Raw genomic sequence first — 20,673 nt, 5'->3', positions numbered from 1 at the left:
ACGATGCACTTCTGGCTTACAATCCCGAATATGATCAAAGTTCGCCTGTAGAGTTTGCTTTTAATATTGCCCAGAATGCGATTGTGTTAGCTGGCGTGTCTGGCGAGTCGATTCCTGAACTTAAAAAAAAACCAATTTAACTCTCTATCACCGACCTTTAGGCAATCTTACCAACGTCCCAGAATTACCACCACATTTTTTACCCCGTCCTGAAGAACTTGCACCCTTAAAACACAAAGTATTTTCACCAACAAAACAACCTGTAGGGATTACAGGGAAAAGTCGCCATGTAAGTGTGCAAGGAATGGGCGGAATTGGCAAAACAGTCTTAGCTACAGCACTGGCGCGGGATGAAGAAGTCAGAAAGGCGTTTCCTGATGGGGTGTTTTGGGTAACATTTGGACAAACACCCCAGATTTTAACTTGGCAATCCTATCTTGCCCAGGCATTGGGCGACAAGCAAGCGGCTTTTACTGAGATTGGATTGGCGAAAGCAAGGTTGCGGGAGTTATTTGCACATAAAGCTTGCTTACTAATTTTAGATGATATTTGGCGTTTGGATGACGCGACGGCGTTTGATGTGTTAGGAGAACGCTGTCAAATGTTAGTTACCACCCGTAATGTAGCAATAGTTACAGGGTTGGGAGGTGAAGAATACCAGCTTGCGGTTTTAGATGCACAACAGGCGTTAGCACTTTTGGCAGATTGGGCAAATCAACCGGAGATCATGTACTTCAAAGCGCAAAATGATGTCGCCTTACAGGTAGCGCAAGAATGTGGAAATTTGCCCTTAGCATTGGCGATGGTTGGCGCGATGATGCGGGGGAAACCGTCAAATCGCTGGCAGAATATTTTAGGAAAACTACGTAGTGCTGATTTAGAGAAAATCAAACAAGAGTTTCCCGATTATCCTTATCCGAATTTACTCAAGGCAATTCAGGTGAGTGTGGAGGATATGTCTGAGAATTACCAACAGCGATATTTAGATTTTGCCGTCTTTCCTGAAGATACACCCATACCAGAAGCAATTTTGCAGACTTTTTGGCAACCGTTGGGGTTAGATGAGTTTGATAGCCAAGATGTGATTGATGAATTGGTGAGTAAATCTCTGGCTTTGCGGGATGAAGTCGGAAATTTGCGGTTGCATGACTTGCAGCTTGATTATGTCAGAAAGCAGCACACCGTTTTAGCAAAGGAAAGTGAAGGGATAAAGTTTTTACACAATCGCCTCTTAAATACTTACGGCGAAAAATACCGCGAAGGTTGGCATAATTTAAAAAATGACGGCTATATCTGGCAAAATTTAGCTTATCACTTGCTGACTGGGGGAAGGGAAATGGAATTAAAACAACAGCTGTGTGATTTTCGCTGGTTGCAGGCGAAGTTGGAGAACACTAATATTAATGCTTTAATAGCAGATTATGATTTTTTACCATCAGATGAAAATTTACAGTTAATTCAAGGTGCGTTGCGACTGTCAGCACATATTTTAAATCAAGATAAACAGCAATTACCAGGGCAATTATTAGGGCGGTTGCTGGGTTTTGAAAGAGAAGAAATTCAAAGATTGTTAAAGCAGGCGCAGCAATGCAAAACCCCAAGCTTGCTTCCCCAAACAGCCAGCTTGGCTCCCCCTGGCGGTTCCTTAGTACGTACCCTAGCAGGTCATAGTGACTTCGTAAATGTAGTTGCCCTCACCCCAGATGGCCAGTACGTAATTTCTGGTTCCCGTGACCACACCCTCAAAGTCTGGAATTGGCAAACAGGAGAACCACTGCGTACCCTAGTCGGTCATAGTGAGTGGGTAAATGCAGTTGCCCTTACCCCAGATGGTCAGTACGTAATTTCTGGTTCCCGTGACAAGACCCTCAAAGTCTGGAATTGGCAAACAGGAGAACAACTGCGTACCCTAGTCGTTCATAGTGAGTGGGTAAATGCAGTTGCCCTTACCCCAGATGGTCAGTATGTGATTTCTGGTTCCCGTGACAAGACCCTCAAAGTCTGGAATTGGCGAACAGGAGAACAACTGCGTACCCTAGTCGGTCATAGTGACAGCGTAATTGCACTCGCCCTCACCCCAGATGGTCAGTACGTGATTTCTGGTTCCTTGGACAAGACCCTCAAAGTCTGGAATTGGCGAACAGGAGAACAACTGCGTACCTTAACAGGTCATAGTGACTGGGTACATGCACTCGCCCTCACCCCAGATGGTCAGTACGTGATTTCTGGTTCCGGTGACAAGACCCTCAAAGTCTGGAATTGGCAAACAGGAGAACCACTGCGTACCCTAGTCGGTCATCGTAAGTGGGTAAATGCAGTTGCCCTTACCCCAGATGGCTTGTACGTAATTTCTGGTTCCGGTGACAAGACCCTCAAAGTCTGGAATTGGCAAACAGGAGAACCACTGCGTACCCTAGCAGGTCTATATCCACTCGCCCTCACTCCAGATGGTCAGTACGTAATTTCTGGTTCCATTGACTACACCCTCAAAGTCTGGAATTGGCAACCAAGAGAACAACCGCGTACCCTAGCAGGTCATAGTCTTTGGGTAAATGCACTCGCCTTCACCCGAGATGGTCAGTACGTAATTTCTGCTTCTGATGACAAGACCCTCAAAGTCTGGAATTGGCAAACAGGAGAACAACTGCGTACCCTAGTCGTTCATAGTGACTCGGTAAATGCAGTTGCCCTTACCCCAGATGGTCAGTATGTGATTTCTGGTTCCAGTGACAACACCCTCAAAGTCTGGAATTGGCGAACAGGAGAACAACTGCGTACCCTAGTCGGTCATAGTGACAGCGTAATTGCACTCGCCCTCACCCCAGATGGTCAGTACGTGATTTCTGGTTCCTTGGACAAGACCCTCAAAGTCTGGAATTGGCGAACAGGAGAACAACTGCGTACCTTAACAGGTCATAGTGACTGGGTACATGCACTCGCCCTCACCCCAGATGGCCAGTACGTGATTTTTGATTCCAATGACTACACCCTCAAAGTTTGGAATTGGCAAACAGGAGAACAACTGCGTACCCTAGTCGGTCATAGTGACAGCGTAATTGCACTCGCCCTCACCCCAGATGGCTTGTATGTGATTTCTACTTCCGGTGACAAGACCCTCAAAGTCTGGAATTGGCGAACAGGAGAACAACTGCGTACCCTAGCAGGTCATAGTGACTGGGTAAATGCACTCGCCCTTACCTCAGATGGTCAGTACGTGATTTCTGGTTCCCGTGACAAGACCCTCAAAGTCTGGAATTGGCGAACAGGAGAACAACTGCGTACCCTAGCAGGTCATAGTAGCTGGGTATTTGTACTTGCCCTCACCCCAGATGGCTTGTACGTGATTTCTGGTTCCCGTGATAACACCCTCAAACTCTGGAATTGGCAAACTGGGGAAGTCATTGCTAGTTTCGTAGGGAATGGAGAAATATCTTGCTGTGCTGTTGCACCCGATGGCGTGAGAGTTGTTGCTGGGGATGTATCAGGAGGGGTGCATTTTTTGCGATTGCAAGGCCCATAAGAGTAATTCATAATTCGTAGTTGGGGATCAGCGAGCCTGACATTTGGGGCACTTAACTCTCAGAGGCTTTACCATGTAAAGCTTTCCTCTAAAATTCGTTTGTTCAGTATTCATATTAAACTCAAATGCCAACAATGGGTCAATTGTTGGTATTTACAAAGAATCTTTCTCACTCTAAGCGTGTGTTACACATAAGAGCCATTACGTGTAATTGATAACCGAAAGTATTGTAACTCCGTTGGTGGAGTAATGACGATCGCTGCCCATCAATTCCAACTTATCAATCGCAATCGCTACAACCATTGTGATTTCGTTAGAGCAGCTTTTTCAGACCCTGTTGCATAGCGTGTTATACAGAAAAATTCCGTTTAATGCTCTAAATAACCATGTTATGCGGAAAAAGTTGCAAAGTGCAATGCTATTCGGTGAACTCCAAGCCGTTATGTCATATGTATCACAGCTAAATTTGTTCGCTAAACTCTTTCCGTAAAAAGGTCATGTTCAGATGTCATTAGAGTATGGTGTTTTAGCTGGCAAAGTTGATGTATTCAAGCGTGAAGATGACCAAGATACGCCACATCTCCAAATTCGGGTTATTGATCGCAATAATCAGGCATGGCGGGTTCCTGTTAACGTCTTATCAGGAGATCAATCACTTTTGATATTCCATCGTGTAGATCCGCTCCAGGGACACCCAATTTTAGCGAGTCTATCGGATCTTGAACCTGGATTTATTCGTCTACCATCTAATTCTCGTTCTGTATCCCGCGCCTTAGATTTTTTACGCTCTCCATTATTTGATTGGCCCACAGGTGTAGAAGTGCTACCTTCTGGACCCGGTGAGAATGACGATTTACAAGATAGTCTGATTACTGATTTAAAAAGTCTCAAGTCACAAAATGGCGATATCTTTGTCTTCGGTGCTAAATTTCCTAAACAAGGCCAACCGCTTAATCCTAAACCGATCGATCGAGAATTTCGCACCAACCAAGGCATTCATGATATCCACATGAATCAAGGTAATCCTCCTGGTCGTTTCGAGAATGACAACGGTATCTTCCAGGATGGTGGAATAATTTTAAAATTCTCCAATCGATATGTTGGTCTGTTTCTCCGTTTTCAGACCCAATGGTTGCCCACAGACGATCGCACTGGAAATCGTATACCCAACAAATCCAGACCTATTCCACCAGTTGTTATAGGCACAGATAATCCTATTCCACCAGTTGTTATAGGCACAGATAATCCTATTCCACCAGTTGTTATAGGCACAGATAATCCCTCAAACGTCTCAAACCCAGATATTTACGTTGAGCGGGCATTAGTAAACCCAATTGGCAGCGATCCAGGCAAAGAAGTAGTTGTCATCGGCAATGCCTCATCTGAAGATGTTGATTTAAGCGGATGGAGTATTGTTGATCGCAATAATCTTGCCGAAACCCTTTCTGGTGTATTGGGATCGGGTGAATCACGACGCATCGTGCTATCTGGAAACACGGCTCAACTCGGTAATAGAGGTGGCACAATCCGTCTAAAGGATGCCTCTGGTCATCAAGTCCATGCCGTTAGCTACTCCCAAGAAGATGGCAGCACCGAAGGTCGCTATGTGAGATTTATCACATAGTTTGAGTCACTTAACTCCTTCAATCCACAAATTGCCATGAGAGTAAAAGTTACTAATCAACGTTAGCCAGCTAGGTTGTTAGTTAAGTAATTTTGGCAGGTCAAACGCATCTTATTTCTATAATGCTTACTGGACAATGATTACAGAATTTAGATGCGTTTGCCCTAGTGATTTTGGAATCGATTCTCCAAAGAACTTGTTGAGGTCAATCATGAAGTAATTTGATTGTAATAACGAAAATTACAATACCAGATAAATATTGTCCGATTCATCAATCTTAGTTTTGGAATATAAAGATATGGGTACAACTTTACTACTTTCTGAATTTTTAGTAACTGGCTTAATCTCGCTGTTTTCAATCTTTTTTGCTGTCCTTTCATTCTTCAATAACTATGATGTTACCACCTGTTTTCGTAGTAATGATATTGACAAATATATTACCCTTATAGCATTCATTATTCTCCCTTTATCTTATATTTTAGGCGTATGTTTGTATCGTTTTTTGTCTCCAGATACTTGGAGTGTTTTTATAAAATTTTTCAATAAGAATCATCGGGTGGATAGGGAAGAAGATAAGAAGTTAATCTTTGTATATCAAAACGGCTCAGACAATTTAGTCAAGAGAGTTGAGTACATACAAAATTTACTGAGATTATTCAGAAATTCATTGCTTATTACTCCATTGTTCGGAATAAGTTTTACGTGCTGGATAACCAAAGGCTGGTTAGACAATTGGAAAGCTGGAGTCCTTTCATTGATGATTTGTCTTGTAGTTTTTTGTCTGTCTGCTATTAACTGGTTAGGAGCTACACGTGAATTCAGTTACACTTTAGATAGAGCAACAAGTCTTTTAACGGAGAAAATGAAGTCAAATAGTCAAAATACAATTTGATGCATGATTTTTAGGTTTATGCTAGTCGTGGCTGGCATCACCGTGCCAATTGCTAATTACTTTGGCTTTTAATTCACCTGCCGTAATTGCATCTCGCAGGAATTCTCTAGACAACCCAGTTAGCGCTTGTACCTCTGCAATAGTCAGTAGTAGCTTATCAGCGTTCGGCACTACTGGCTGATTGTCACCTCGCAAGAGCAGCCCTTCAATGATTGAGGACAATTTATCAATTACCCCAATCTCGCACCATGTCTAACTCTGCTAATGTCGCACAAGCTTTTAGCACATTTGTCAACCTAACAAAGGAACTCAAGCCGTTTGTAAAAACAGATGACTTGAGAATTGCATTTGATAGTGAAGGTAAGATTTATCTTATTGGGGATGACTTTCAGAAGCAAATCCATGCCAATTTTTCATTGTGGCGTGAAGTTAGGAACTAAATAAGAATCTTGATTGCAAAACACCGTTCTCAGTATAAACCGGATGAAAAAACTAACCCTTAAATTCATGACCCGTATCATATCGATTTTGGTGTGATGCAGGTCTGAGCGATTAGCATTGCAGGTCGCTACAATTACAGACCATTTAAATAAATGCCAGCAAAAAGACGAAAGAAGTACAATTAACATTCATCTAATAAAATAAAATTGAAGAATAATGCAAGGAAATGAAAGTGGTAATTCGCAAGATCCAAACCAAAATTTACCCAAAGGTATTTCCGCTAGTGATGGCACTATAAGTGGCACTATCCTTTGGGTGAACGATCCACCTCCACCAGAAGAGGAAATTGAAACAACTGGCGAAATTCAAATTATTGGCAATAAAGTTATGATTGTTGATAACTTTGTAGACGAATCAACCATTACAGACTAAAGTTTGCCTCGCTGAATTACTTAGGATATCTAGTTTTGGCGTTGCTGATTGCAGCACATCCCAAGCATCCCCATTGGGTGATGGAGATTTCAATTCTTGAATTGTAATCACATAACGCGTGTTCGGTGTCAAATCCAAGGGCGCATCTGGGCGCAAAACATTTCCATCAAATACAACCGTTACCATCTTGTTCATAAAAACCTTTGGAATGTTCCTTACAGCTTATGCTGAAATATCCCTCCTTTCATGTTGAAGACAGCCAGTTTTTGGGTCACGTTTACATTTGACTCAGTTTGCTTATGTGGCAAATATTATACATTATATATTCTTGATTATTTATTCTTTAATCTAGATTATCTGACTCATACAGCCATAACACGTGAGCTAGGAACACACTAGACATCGCAATTGGGGAGCTATTGCTCTGACTCCTAGATCAGGAAATAGAAATTAGTTGATCTAAACCTACAAGCTTTGCTGTGTAGCTATTAGACACTTTTAACCCAGATTAGGGTGACTACAGACTAAAAATGAGCAAACTATAAATTTTATTTTAAAGATTTGATGAACTTTAGTATAAACACTAGCTTTTTTTGCTACATAGAGTATTTTCATTGTAGTGCAGAAAGATATTCACATTTATTCAGTACCTAACATGAGCTAATTTTAGGGATTTAGTTCATTCGCTCAGGAGGATTACAGCTATGTCTAAAAAAATATTTTCAACAAAATTACTACCGCTCTGGCCACTAGTACCGCCTTTCTCTAGCGTTCATGGTAGATTTACCTAAAGCTAAAGTGTTTTGCAAGTGGCAAACTTTGACGATATCGCAGTTAGCTTCGGTTCAGGCATCAAGTGGCAGCAAATGACAGCCTCGCTGATTTCACCCCTATATAGGTTTGTTTAGCTTTATGTCTCAACCACCCAGTAATTCCGGTCAAAATACTAATTCTGATAATAGTAATAATGACTCTATAAATAACAATGATAGTCTGCTAACTGCTGTCATAAAGGCAATTGAATCTTTAATTAGTTCTCCTGAAAAATTTAGACGACTTTTGATACTATTTATATTATTTATATTAGGATTGGGAGCATCATTATGGATAATTTTAGATAAGATAAAGCCGAATAAAGTCAACATTGGCACTTTTTCTGTTGAAGCGGGAAATGCCGGAAGTTTAACCGTAGCAGAAGACAATAAAAAAACTATTATTATGGTGCTTACTCCCAATGGTGGAACAGATGATGAATGGGTGAACCCTGAAATTGAAATTAAAAAAGGGGATACTATTAATATTACTGCTTCCGGAAAAATTAATATCTCCTTAGCAGGATTAATTGAAGCTGCACAAGATGATGTAGAACCAAAAGCACCTTGGAACGATCCAGAAGGGTTATCAAAATATCATGATATCAACCCTTTGTATCCTGAACGAAACAATTTTAAGACAATGAAAGAATATCCTTTCGGAATGTTAATTGTCGCAATTAAGAAGGATGATCTCAGTCTTGATAAATATCAGGTTGGTAAACAAAGAAAAATTAAGGCTGAAACAAGCGGAAAGCTTTTACTTACAGTAAATGATATTTGGCTCTCCCCAAACAAAAAAGATGCTTATCTTCCCCCAGATCCAACTATTAAGAACCGTGAATATTATAAAAATGAGGTTCTCAATTCAATTAGTAGTGACAAAGCTGTTGTTGAACAGAAATTTATTGCTTTGAATAAAGAAAAACAAGACATAGAAATTATTAAAAAGTATAATGAAAGAAATAAAAGATGGGATGAGCTTACTAAGCAAAAAAATTATGGCCTATGGTATCAAGATAACGTTGGTTCATTTGCAGTTACGATAACCATTGAGTCTGAGAAAAACCCATCTAAGTAGAGGATAAACTTACTAGAAAGAGCGAAAGCTCATATATCTGTCCGGCATCAAACTTTTCACCAAGAAAAACCGTTTGTTTTGTTAACTCGAGTAGTTTAACCGCATTTCTCGCCCAAGAGCGATCGCTCTTAGGGGTGCTGGTTGCTCCCTGCTAGCCCTCTCTTGGTCGATGTCGCCTAACTACCATTTCACGACAAAAGCGCGATGGCGTACCCGCCCTCTGGAAGCGATCACTCTTGGGTGTTAATCTGGAGCTGAATGCTTTACAGTAGGCGCTTTTTCGTCGATGTCGTATAAATAGAGTTTGCTGACAAAAGGGCGAGGTTCGCCCGTAACAAGTGTGCAAACAAGGGGTTATAAACCAGAGTGGCAGGATAAGTCGACGGTGACAGTGCTGCAACAGGCTGAGTTATTGTGGTGTAGAGATTGGGCTGCATGATGATTATCGCAGCTTGCGTCTTACGAGGGCTGAAGATGAACCAAGTTGTGGCAGAAATAATCGGGTATCAGTTGTAGTGTGCTATTCATGAAATTTATGATACGAATTCAATATATTCAAAAATTAAGCTCTGCAAAAAATAGTTTAAAGAAGCAAAAATTATATGCACTTATTTTTACACTAACTCTGTGCTTAGTGCTTTCTAAATCACTTTTTCCAAGCTATTCTCAGGCTCCTACACCTCGTCCTGTAATCGAACAGAAGGTTCGTGAACTAGCTAAGAGTGATGTAGAAAACGATATTCCAAGACGAAATGACTATGCTGTTAAGCTATACGGTAAAAAATCCCCAGGCTTTAAAGATGACGAAGTTTTGGAAATATATGATAACGAATACACCAAGCAATTAGAAGCAAAAAAGAATAACCTATGGGAGCAACTTAAGCCCGAAACTGGATGGTCAGTTGCTATAGTTTTATTCTTTGTTTTAATTTTTAAAGATACTTTAGCAACATGGGTTAGCCAAAGCTTTGAGTTTATAGGAAATCAAATCTATAGCAAACTATCAGGTAATTCATTGCTGCGCGGTGCTGCACTTAAACACTATAGAAAAGAGGTTCAGGAAAAATATGAGAAGTTAAAAATATCATTCCGTCCTAACAGACCTCTAAAATTAAAGGATATATATGTTCCACTCAAAGTTACAGGCACTAATGATAGTGATTTAATTGATACCTTCCAAGCTGTTGCTAAGTATGGCCGACTTATGGTGAAAGGCTCTCCTGGTTCAGGTAAAACAATGCTATTAAAATATATCGCTCTTTGCTACGCTGAAGATCGTTGGGCAGATATCTTTAACAAATTTAAATGTGTACCAATTTTAGTAGAGCTACATCGATTTAGCAACAAAGAATTAACAGTAGAGCAACAATTGGTAGAAGCATTAGGACGGGATGGTTTTCCTAACGCTGAATCTTTTGTATCACAAAGTTTAGATAAAAACCAGATGTTGTTGCTATTAGACGGTTTTGATGAGGTAAGCAGTAATGAGCGTCAAAGGGTAGTTGAACTGATTAATAACTTTTTAGATAAATATCAAAAAATACCTGTTATTATTACTTGCCGTACTGCTGTTTATAAGGACGAATTTAATAATTTCCTAGAGCAGACACTAGAAGTTGTTGAGTTCAACGACCAACAGATTCGTGAATTTTTAGTTCCGTGGAAGCCAGATATGCCAACAGGTAAATCTGTTGAGCAACTTATACAAACATTGCATGATCGCCCGCGAATTATGGATCTGGCACGTAATCCGCTTATGCTTACTATTATTGCCTATCTTTATGCTGATACCCCTGTTGTGCTACCTCATTCAAGGGCAGAGTTTTATCGTATAGCAACAGATATTTTATTAGAACAATGGCATCAAGAACGCAACCATTTCCAGGGACGTGATAAAAAGCTGATACTTCAACACTTAGCAATTTTATTTCAAGACAATGCTAATCAGCTAGGGCAAGACCGTCGCAGCGTAGACTGGATAACTGTTGAATCAGAAGTCAAAAGAATATTACTCGACCTCAGTCTTCAGTCTGAAACTGATACTAAACCAATTTTGAAAGAAATTGTGGAACGTAGTGGTTTGCTACTTGCTATTGATGGCGGTGAACGTTACCAATTCGCACACTTGACCTTACAGGAATTTTTCGCAGCAAGTCAGTTACGAGAGAATGCTGATGGTCTAATTAGTCGTTTTAAAGCTGACCCTAATGCTTGGCGTGAAACTCTTAAACTCTGGTGTGGAATAGCTGGAGATAGTACTAATTTAATTAGAGAAGTACGCATAGTAGATCCAGTTGTTGCGTTTGAATGCTTGGCTGATGTTCAAAAAGTTGATTCGGTATTGGCTGATGAAATTATCAATAGCTTTAAATCACAGCTAGGAGCTAATAATAACGAAGATATAGTAAATCATGCCTTTGCTTCAGTCGCTGCGGACGACAAAAGACGTACAGATGTGTTTACCTTCTTAAAAGAAACCCTTGAGAACACGAGTGAAACAGATGCTCGTCGCAAGTCAGCCATAAATGCTTTATCGTTGACTAACTTACCAAGTGCGGCGGCATTATTAACTCAGCAGTATGTCAATTTGGATGATATAGAATTTCGCCAAATACTCAATCAAGCATTGATACGTATGGGCGATATAGCTGTGCCTAAAATTGAGGAAATTGTAACCAATGCTTCTATCAATCAAGCTATGGATACTCTAATTGGAATCGCTACTCCCAGTGCATTGCAAGCTTTAGTTAATTGGCTATGGCATAAAAATACAAATCTAAATTTACGTGCTGCATTGCTGTTAGCTTATTTACTACAACAAGAAAAATATGAAGCAATAGTTTTTGATTGCCAATTGCCTCAAGGGTATTCTCGACAAAAGAATTTTGACTGGGTTTGGAAGCCCTTTGAAGACCCAGAACAGCCAAAAATTACAACTATTACTGGGCAAATAGCTTACATTATTAGTAATAATCTGGAAATTTCAATATTTGATGCAGCTATTAATCATATATCTGTTCATCACCTAGATCATCGAATAATTATACCTTTGTGCATTATTCAAGCTGAAAATCAAATCAAATCTGTATTCTTACAACGTCAAGCAGATAATCCTTTACCAGAAATCAATATTAATAACTTAAATACAAATCAAAGATATTATCAAACATGGTTGTTGGAAGTTTTGGAAATTCATGCTTTTAGTTTATGGGGGTTTCTTTTGCTAAATCTCTCTCCTTTCGTTATCTTTTTTTTATACTATAATCGTGTTAGTTCATTTAATATTTTAAAGAAAGACTGGTCTGAAAAAGCTTGGCAGAATATCCTATTAAATTTAAAACTAGACTATTCTTACATAAAAAACTCTAAAATATATTCACTAATTAATAATCAAATCCAAAAAAAACAAAAAGGAATAATTTTATTCCCAACAATGTTTGAAATTTTCCAAAGATTTTCAAATGTAAGTCTCAATTTATTCGGATTCAACAATATTATTTTGCTTTTTGAAAAAAAGCTATTAGGAAAAGCTTATACGGAACTAAATACTGATGTTAGATTGAAAGTTCTACTTAAGTTATTACTAGTTTTAAGAGCATTAGTTTTTATATATGCATTTCTATTTAGTTTTATTTCGAGTAATATACTTATATCATTAGTGTCTATTGTAAACGACAGAAAATTGGATATTAAGGTATTATATTTTATAACCTTAATTTCTATTTTTTTACTTGCAATACATATTGCAAAAAAGTGGTCGTCAGCTATATTTACTTATGTACTACTGTTATTGTCTATAAAAACAGGAAGAAAAGTTCAATGGGAGTGGGAAGAGTTGGAAAGAGAAGGGATAATATTAGACGATTTAAAACAGCTTGCAAGAACCCATAAAAATTAATTTTGTATAAAAGTTATTTTTTGAACTTGTGACTCCACTATTAGTTAGAAGGAATTGCTCGGTAACATTTTAGACTTGTATGGAATATTACAAATCACCCCAATCAAAATTTAGGAAGCGTCGAGCATTTAACTTTGTATATTTCTCCGTGTGCTTAATATCGCGGTGTCCCAGGAAATCTTGAATTTCTCTGGTGTTGTAACCCTGATTCACCAGATAGTAACCGCAAGCATGGCGCATCATGTGACAGTGAACTTTGATATCAAGCCCGGCCTGTGCCGCCAGTCGCCCAAGCAGCTTTCGCACTGCATCAGTAGACATCACCTCACCACGCTCAGAAACGAAAATATATTTGCTATCGGGCAGCATCTCTCTGAGTTCTTTGAGCAAAGTTATTTCATCGTCTCTCAAGGGATGCACCCCGGAATCACTGCCCTTTTCCCTGGTGATGAAAATCTGACGTTCGGCCCACATCAGTGCATCCCACCTTAAACCGCACTTAGCCCCTACAGCTTCCCCTACCCTAAGACCGTGGCGAAACATCATCAGCATCAGTGTATAATCACGGTGAGAATAACGTGCTTTACGTTCTAGTGCGGCATTGAGGAGAGATCGTACCTCGCTTGGTGTAAGGTATTCTCTAGACCTGTAATGCTTGTTAGGTAGACGAGTTGGGGGTGGCAACCTCATTGATTCTTGGTGGTAGTGTCCGGTGTACGCGCTATTTGTTTGACAGTATAGTTTCCGTAAAAACTCAAGAGCGTTCTTCATTAAACCAACAAAATAGTGATGAAAGAAGAAAATATAGAGATTTATTATCTCTAACAACTATGGATGGTAAAATTGTTTATTTTGAAATGCCGGATGACAGGAAACATAAGAGCAATTCTGTTAAAAGATTAAATTATGTTTCTGATATTAATAAAGCAGCAGAACGTATCCGATATTGGTTAAGACAAAGACGAGTTGATTATCAAATGACTAAAGATATAAATAATTAGAGAACATAAAGCTAATGCGACCTAACTTGAAGACATATAGCCTGTAACGATAAATATTAAAGTACATATCAAAAAAAGCCAAAGTTAAACAAGTGTAATCAGGTGTCATAATTGTTTCTACCTGATCATCTCGTGAGGCCCCGACGAACTGGGGACACTTCGTTTAGAGCGGGTGGTGTCGGGGACGGGCAACAATTCACTCGTGGAGTGGCCAAAATTCAGCAGCCCGCCCCCCACACTCCGCTGCGCCACCCGCTCTACCCCAGTTCTTGACAGCTAAAAAATGTTTCTCAAGGTGTAGTGATCTGCAATCATAAATGCCTAAACTTACAATTAAGACCTGAGCAAACCAGGTTCGTTTCTTTTACTGTTTATTTGTGCCTTTCTATTTAGAGTCTTTGTGTTCGTTCCAATATTGTTCTCTGATCTGCTGAAATAGGTAGAATTTATTGTCCTCATTATCAGGAATAAGAGGGAATGCGACACGATTCAACTTGGTGTAAATGTTATTTACTATCTTGATAACATCGTTTCTTTTACCATCAATTATTGCTGGAATTGCTTTATCCTTAGCAATAACAATGCCTAGCCTTTCGTCTAGTTGATTTGTTGATACTGCCAGCTCATATACTTTCGTTATATCGTGAAGGTGTACAGAAATTTCGTCAAATTGCTTTCGTAGTGTTTCACTTTCAAATTCAGCTTTTGAGCGCCCACGAGCAATAATTGTACCATCGCTAGTCTTTCTTATCCCAGTTCCAAGAGCGCATATAGTGTGTTTAATGGCATAAATCATATCTCTTGGTACTTCGATTATAAAAGGAATTCGGAATGCTGCCCTATCGAAGCATGGATAGAAAAAGTCGAGTATTTCTCTGTCATGTGCTGAGAATTCATTTGTTAATCCAGTGGTGATAGAAGTGGCCGATTCTCGCTCTTGCATAGCAGAGTTTTTTTGGATGTATAGAACTGGAGTTAAGTGTTCTGGGATACCTTGTAGCTGCATTTCCACACAGCCAAATTTATAAGCTTGCTCAATTGTACGATTTGCTCCTAATGCTTTATAAAAACCCACCGAGAATGCAATTGCAGCTTTGTCTCCGATTGCTTGATTCGTACCAATGACATAAGGTACATACTGAACAATAGCTTTTGCTTGGATTTCTGAGTAACAAGCATTCAAAACTATGCAATTAACCTGCTTGGCTACTAACTCAAAAAGGGCAGCTAAAGCTTCAGGCTTTACGGGCTGAACTTTTCCTAGTACATCTTCAAAACAAAGTTCACCAGTGCTAGTTCCATGTCCAGAGAAATGTATAATTTGAGGGTCTACATCAAAAATTGCCTGTGTTATATCACCTGGACGTACAGCTTCACGAGATTCTAAAACAAATTTATCTCGCTGTTTGGCTAGCTGAAGCTTCTCACGAATGTCACGTAGTTCCTGCCCCAAATGCAAACGAGCAGCATCACTAGGATCAGATGCCAAAAATAAAATTTTGATGCAGCTATTGTCACTCATTTGGCAAGAAAAAGAGCTAGAGCGAGTTTATAAATAATATCATTTCAAGTAACACAAATAATTTCTTAACTGAATAAATCAATATTATAGATTTTTGACAGTTATTATAGTTTAGTATTGCAGGTAGCTACATCTAAAGATTAATCATAAAAATCAATCGGTTGACCGTTAAAATGTTTGTGAATACTAAGAGGAGTCAACCAACTAGGAATTGTCACCTTTTTATCTACTTCTGCATCACCCGATGATTTGGCTCTGTTCTTATGTCCATGAGCGTCAACGATTGATGTAATATTCCAATCAAAAATCGCCTTCCTACACATAACAATTGATGCAGCAAAACTGCTTTTACCAATACCTTGACTCCCTAGCACCCAAACTGGTTTTGTTGATTCGATGACATTAAATCTGTGACCCAAATCTCAAAAAGATTCAGGGTCTTTTATTAATTTTTGTATTATAAATAAGCTCTCTTTTTGAAATACAAAAACCTGAGAGACAGGCATCACCGTGCCAAAACAGGAAAATTGTACGCTAAAGGTGAAAGTCTTTGTGGTATTGAGCCGAGATACAAGTAAAAAGCAGCAAGATTGTCTGGAAACTCTTGCTATGTATAGGGTTCAGGTATTTTTAAGTAAAATTGGCTCTATAGCGTAAATCTTGGGTATGTATCGCTACAAGAACTAGAGTTTTTATTAATTTTATTTACAGGTTTTACAGGTTGAACGATGAATATCTTTCGCAGTAAAACCCCTGAAACTCTTACAGGCAATGGATTACAGCCCTAAGTATTAGCCTCCTACCACAGAGTATTTATAATTCTCTTTGGTAGGCGAAAAGCAAATTGGTAGGCGAAAAGCAAATATGGGGTCAGAAGTGCCAGTGCATTCATGCACAAATTCTCATTAGACATGAAAAACAATAGAACGTATATATAGCAACGCTTTCCAGACCATCTTGCAGGTTTTTACACGTATCTCGGCTCAATACCACCTGCAATCATCGGTTTGAGCCAGGATTATCTGCAACTATAAAAGTCAAAAAAACGAACGTTTTCTTTACTGCCGTACTGGTAAGCCTTAGAGAACCATAAACCGTATGTTTGCTAGTTAAAAAACTCGGTAAAGAATTCAAAGTTAACCTATCAAATTCTGAGATGAGTTTCAAGACCTATTCCTGTCAGTACTGAAAACTCAGTCCTAGTAAAGTGTTGAGCTTATTTGCAATTAATCCTGGTCGAAACGGATGATTGCAGGCTGGTTGCATTTAATCCTGGCTCAGTTGCAATTAATCCTGGCTCAACTGAAATTATAGTTGCATTTAATCCTGGCTGAGAACAACGATGATTGCAGGTTGGGTGATTTATAATTGCAGGTCGCTACAGGTATGGTCAGAGAAACGTTTCTCTGACCATACCTTTTAAGCAACGCTTGTGAAGGTATTTCTTAATTACAACTTGAAAGGCAGGCAGAGAGAGACTTTTAAGAGCCAATATTGTGCATCGCTGTTGCGTTGTACTGGCTGTTTATAACTGTCTATATTTAATAGCGTTCTCTAACAAATATTTATTCTTTTGTTCATTAGCGCTTATTAGAGTAGTACTGACAAAGATATTGACCTTTTTTGCTTTTATTTTCTAATATTTCAAACTCCTTCCAATCGGAAAAAATGCAACTGTCCTGATGATTCTCCAGCCACAATTGTTATTCCATCCGGTGCTACAGCACAGGCTCGTAACTCATTATCGGTATAAAAACTAGTAATAACTATTTGATTATCCAAGTCCCAAACTTTGAAAATGTTGTCAGATGAAGCGGAAAATAAATACTTACCGTCATTACTAAGAGCGAGAGAAGTTATATCATTCTTATGGCCTTTAAGAGTAAAAACTTCCATTCCATTTTCTAGGTTCCATACTTTAATAGTTTTATCTGCTGAACCAGAAATAACCTGTTTATGATTATAGTTAACGATAACAGCAGTAATTTTGTCGCTATGACCTGTAAGTGTAAAAAATTTCTCAAATTTCTCCAAATCCCAAATTTCAATTGTTTTATTCGCTAATCCTAAAATAATCTGTTTTTTGTCAGGAGTTACAGCTACATCCAATACAATTTTTTTAGTTATTGTGATTTGTATAAAATTAAAAATAAGCAATAGTAAATATTCAATACTTATTGATTCTTGTAAAAAAGAAAATATTCTCATGAAGTATGGAAAGATATTTAACAAGATAAATATAATAACGAAATTTAATAAAACGTTGCTCTCATTAGGCAATAGCAATGGTATATTTAAAAATAAGATCGGAATTATAAAATAAATTTTTCCTAAAATAAATACCAAAAATTTTATAAAAGTTAAAATAAATTGTGGAGACAATAAATTAACGCTTTTATTTAATGTACCTGTTTTTAAATCCCATTTTTTGATAGTCCTAAAAATAGAAACAGTAATCAATTCGTTTCCTTCTGATGTCAATGTCAGAAACATTGGAGTTACATCATTATCATCTACAAAAGAATTTATTTCTTCCCATGTATTCAAATCTAATACTTTTAAATTATAATTTAAACCCAAATTATAAATTATTTTTTTGCTGTCAAGAGTAACAGTTAATCCATTTAAAATTTGTCCTTGGTTTCTAAAAGTTTGAATGGCTTCAATTTTTTCTACATCTAAAATCTTTAAATTATCTTCCCCAGAATTATAAATTACTTTTTTGCCATCATGAGAAAAAACTATTGTAGCTTTCAATAAGTTTAAGAATAACATTGGTCTAAATTGCTTGATATATGAATCAAGATGCTGTTGTGGATTTTTTGCTCCGCTGTCAAATTTAGGATATTCTACTCGAAGGTCATTTGTTTTTTGAACTGTTGCTAAATCCCAGATTTTCAGCGTACAATCTGCGGCCGCTGAAATTAATTGTTGACCATTTGGTGTTACAGCAATTGAAATCACTCTATTATCATGGCCAATTAGATAATTAAGTTCTTCCCCTGTTTTAAGATTCCAGACACTTATAGTAGCTCCATTCAGATTGCTAGAAATTAAACGCTGACCATCTGCTGTTACTGCTAAAACATCTACCATAGGCAAACTATTTGTTCCAATTGTAAAAAATTTTTCTCCTGTCTCTAAATCCCATACAAATATTTTGCAGGCATCATCAATATTGCCCCCACAAGAACCAGAAATAAACTGCTTTCCATCAGGGGTCACTGCTAAACTTCTAACTACACCCACATCAGGTTTTACTGTTAAAATTATTTCTTTTTTCTCCAAATCCCAAATATTAATAAAAGAATTAGGATCTGAAAAACTAAAAATACTAACTTGTGAAACAGAGATTAATCGCTTGCCATCTGGCGTTATCGCTAAAGTCCGAACTGGCATTGAGTTATTGCGAAGGGTAAATAGTTCTTGTCCTGTTTCCAAATCCCAGATTTTGAGTGTTTTATCTATTGAGCCAGAAATAACCCACTTGCCATCAGGAGTGATAGCAACAGCAGTAACTCTTTTTTTATGACCTATACAAGTAAAAAGCTCTTTCCGACTCTTTATTTCCCAGATTTTTAAAGTCTTGTCGAATGAGCTAGAAATTACTCGTTCACTGTCTGGTGTTATTGCTAGTGCAGTGACAGGTGCAGTATGCCCTTCTAGAGTGAAAAGTAGTTGTCCAGATTTTAGATTCCAAACTTTGATAGTCTTATCGGATGAACCAGAAATTACTCGTTCACCGTCTGGTGTTATGGCTAATGCAGTGACAAGTGCAGTATGACTAATAAGTGTGCGTTGCATCTGCTCGTTAGGTTTAATCAAACTAGATGACAAAGGCTGCAACCAAACTGTTTTACTCTGCTTTGCTGTTTTCAATAACGCTTGAATATCTGGCATACTGAAACACTGCAAGCGTCCCCATAACTGTTCTGTCAGTTGCGTTTTATCTTCAGCTAAAATATGCGCCGAAAGTCGTAATGCACCTTGAATTAACTGTAAATTTTCACACTCCGGCAAAAAATCATAATCTGCTATCAAAGCATTAATATTAGTATTCTCTAACTTCGCCTGCAACCAGCGAAAATCACACAGCAGTTGTTGTAATTCCGTTTCCCTTCTCCCAGCTAGCAAGTTATAGGCTAAATTTTGCAAAATATAGCCATCATTTTCTAAACTATCCCAGCCTGCGGGGTATTTTTTGCTGTAAGCATTTAAGAGACGATTGTGTAAAAATTCTATGCCCTCACTTTTGGTTACTAAGGTGGCGTGCTGCTTTTTGACATAATCAAACTGCAAGTCATGCAACCGCAAATTTCCCACTTCATCCCGCAAAGCCAGAGATTTATTCACCAATTCATCAATCACATCTTGGGTATCAAACTCATCTAATCCCAACGGTTTCCAAAAAGTCTGCAATACTGCTTCTGGTATTGGTATATTTTCAGGAAAGACGGCAAAATCTAAATATCGCTGTTGGTAATTCTCAGACATATCCTCCACACTCACCTGAATTGCCTTAAGTAAATTCGGATAAGGATAATCGGGAAACTGTTGTTTGATTTTCTCTAAATCAGCATTACATAGTTTTTCTAAAATATTGTGCCAGCGATTCGGCGGTTTCCCCCGCATCATCGCCCCTACCATCACCAATGCTAAGGGCAAATATCCACATTCCTGCGCTACCTGTAAGGCGACATCATTTTGCTCTGTGGAGTACATGATCTCCGGTTTATTTGCCCAATCTGCCAAAATTTTTAACGCCTGTTGTGCATCTAAAACTGCAAGCTGATATTCTTCCCCTCCCAATCCCGTGACTATCGCCGCATCACGGGTGGTAACTAACATTTGACAGTGTTCTCCTAACACGTCAAACGCCGTCGCATCATCCAAACGCCAAATATCATCCAAAATCAGCAAGGAAGCTTTATTTGCAAACAATTCCCGCAACCGTGCTTTCGCCAATCTAATCTCGGTAAAGGCCGCTTGCTTGTCGCCCAACGCAGAGGCAAGATAGGATTGCCAAGTTAAAATCTGGGGTGTTTGTCCAAATGCTACCCAAAACACCCCATCAGGAAACGCCTTTCTGACTTCTTCATCCCGCGCCAGTGCTGTAGCTAAGATTGTTTTGCCAATTCCGCCCATTCCTTGCACACCCACACGGCGACTTTTCCCTGTAATCCTTACAGGTTGTTTTGTTGGCGACAATACTTTGTGTTTTAAGGCTGCAAGTTCTTCGGGACGGGGTAAAAAGTGTGGTGGTAATTCTGGGACGTTGGTAAGTTTGCCTAAAAATAGGTGATGGAGAGTTAAATTGGTTTTTTTTTTAAGTTCAGGAATCGACTCGCCAGACATGCCAGCTAACACAATCGCATTCTGGGCAATATTAAAAGCAAACTCTACAGGCGAACTTTGATCATATTCGGGATTGTAAGCCAGAAGTGCATCGT

At 38.7% G+C, this 20,673-nt stretch carries 14 protein-coding genes; 8 read left to right on the top strand and 6 right to left on the bottom strand.

All coding sequences use genetic code 11. The annotated features are described in order from the left end of the window. Positions 1 to 295 precede the first annotated feature (295 nt). The 3 genes from V7K61_RS08725 to V7K61_RS08715 all read left to right on the top strand — a co-directional run bounded on the left by V7K61_RS08725 (position 296) and on the right by V7K61_RS08715 (position 6,036). Positions 296 to 3,520: an NB-ARC domain-containing protein gene (locus V7K61_RS08725; protein ID WP_335052770.1), complete on the top strand. Its 3,225-nt coding sequence runs from the start codon at positions 296 to 298 to the stop codon at positions 3,518 to 3,520. 505 nt (positions 3,521 to 4,025) lie between these two features. Continuing rightward, a complete protein-coding gene (locus V7K61_RS08720) occupies positions 4,026 to 5,144 on the top strand; it encodes a DUF2278 family protein (protein WP_335052768.1) in 1,119 nt (372 codons plus the stop codon). 298 nt (positions 5,145 to 5,442) lie between these two features. Next, positions 5,443 to 6,036 carry a hypothetical protein gene (locus V7K61_RS08715; protein ID WP_335052766.1) on the top strand — a complete coding sequence of 198 codons (594 nt, stop codon included), beginning with the start codon at positions 5,443 to 5,445 and terminating at the stop codon, positions 6,034 to 6,036. A gap of 21 nt (positions 6,037 to 6,057) precedes the next feature. On the opposite strand, the gene V7K61_RS08710 is transcribed toward V7K61_RS08715, so the two are convergent. Then, entirely contained in the window at positions 6,058 to 6,258 is a 201-nt protein-coding gene (locus V7K61_RS08710; protein ID WP_335052764.1) for a hypothetical protein, read from the bottom strand. Between the two features lie 26 nt (positions 6,259 to 6,284). Between V7K61_RS08710 and V7K61_RS08705 the strand changes: the two genes are divergently transcribed. Further along, positions 6,285 to 6,476, top strand: coding sequence for a hypothetical protein (locus V7K61_RS08705; RefSeq protein WP_335052762.1), 192 nt, complete (start codon positions 6,285 to 6,287; stop codon positions 6,474 to 6,476). Positions 6,477 to 6,693: 217 nt separating this feature from the next. Further along, entirely contained in the window at positions 6,694 to 6,909 is a 216-nt protein-coding gene (locus V7K61_RS08700; RefSeq protein WP_335052760.1) for a hypothetical protein, read from the top strand. On the opposite strand, the gene V7K61_RS08695 is transcribed toward V7K61_RS08700, so the two are convergent. Then, on the bottom strand, positions 6,892 to 7,104 hold the full coding sequence (locus tag V7K61_RS08695) for an antitoxin family protein (protein ID WP_335052758.1): 213 nt from the start codon (positions 7,102 to 7,104) through the stop codon (positions 6,892 to 6,894). The genes V7K61_RS08700 and V7K61_RS08695 overlap by 18 nt on opposite strands. 717 nt (positions 7,105 to 7,821) lie before the next feature. Here V7K61_RS08695 and V7K61_RS08690 point away from each other — a divergent pair. After that, positions 7,822 to 8,802 carry a hypothetical protein gene (locus V7K61_RS08690; RefSeq protein ID WP_335052756.1) on the top strand — a complete coding sequence of 327 codons (981 nt, stop codon included), beginning with the start codon at positions 7,822 to 7,824 and terminating at the stop codon, positions 8,800 to 8,802. Positions 8,803 to 9,328: 526 nt separating this feature from the next. Continuing rightward, the gene (locus tag V7K61_RS08685; RefSeq protein WP_335052754.1) at positions 9,329 to 12,700 is read left to right on the top strand and encodes an NACHT domain-containing protein; all 3,372 of its coding nucleotides are present in this window, start codon (positions 9,329 to 9,331) and stop codon (positions 12,698 to 12,700) included. 87 nt (positions 12,701 to 12,787) lie between these two features. Here the strand turns inward: V7K61_RS08685 and V7K61_RS08680 are convergent, their stop codons facing one another. Beyond that, positions 12,788 to 13,390: a tyrosine-type recombinase/integrase gene (locus V7K61_RS08680; protein WP_335052752.1), complete on the bottom strand. Its 603-nt coding sequence runs from the start codon at positions 13,388 to 13,390 to the stop codon at positions 12,788 to 12,790. Here V7K61_RS08680 and V7K61_RS08675 point away from each other — a divergent pair. Then, complete coding sequence (locus V7K61_RS08675; RefSeq protein WP_335052750.1) at positions 13,378 to 13,701, top strand: hypothetical protein; 324 nt, start codon at positions 13,378 to 13,380, stop codon at positions 13,699 to 13,701. The genes V7K61_RS08680 and V7K61_RS08675 overlap by 13 nt on opposite strands. 385 nt (positions 13,702 to 14,086) lie before the next feature. On the opposite strand, the gene V7K61_RS08670 is transcribed toward V7K61_RS08675, so the two are convergent. From V7K61_RS08670 to V7K61_RS08660, 3 genes are all read right to left on the bottom strand, one after another. Next, positions 14,087 to 15,190: a CHAT domain-containing protein gene (locus V7K61_RS08670; protein WP_335052748.1), complete on the bottom strand. Its 1,104-nt coding sequence runs from the start codon at positions 15,188 to 15,190 to the stop codon at positions 14,087 to 14,089. 173 nt (positions 15,191 to 15,363) lie between these two features. Continuing rightward, positions 15,364 to 15,642, bottom strand: a complete 279-nt coding sequence (locus V7K61_RS08665; RefSeq protein ID WP_335052746.1) for a hypothetical protein — start codon at positions 15,640 to 15,642, stop codon at positions 15,364 to 15,366. A 1,225-nt stretch (positions 15,643 to 16,867) separates the two neighbouring features. Continuing rightward, on the bottom strand, positions 16,868 to 20,578 hold the full coding sequence (locus tag V7K61_RS08660) for an NB-ARC domain-containing protein (protein ID WP_335052772.1): 3,711 nt from the start codon (positions 20,576 to 20,578) through the stop codon (positions 16,868 to 16,870). Positions 20,579 to 20,673 lie beyond the last annotated feature (95 nt).

It is taken from the genome of Nostoc sp., from assembly GCF_036918015.1.
GTDB lineage: Bacteria > Cyanobacteriota > Cyanobacteriia > Cyanobacteriales > Nostocaceae > Nostoc.
This window is presented reverse-complemented; position numbering and strand designations above follow the sequence as displayed.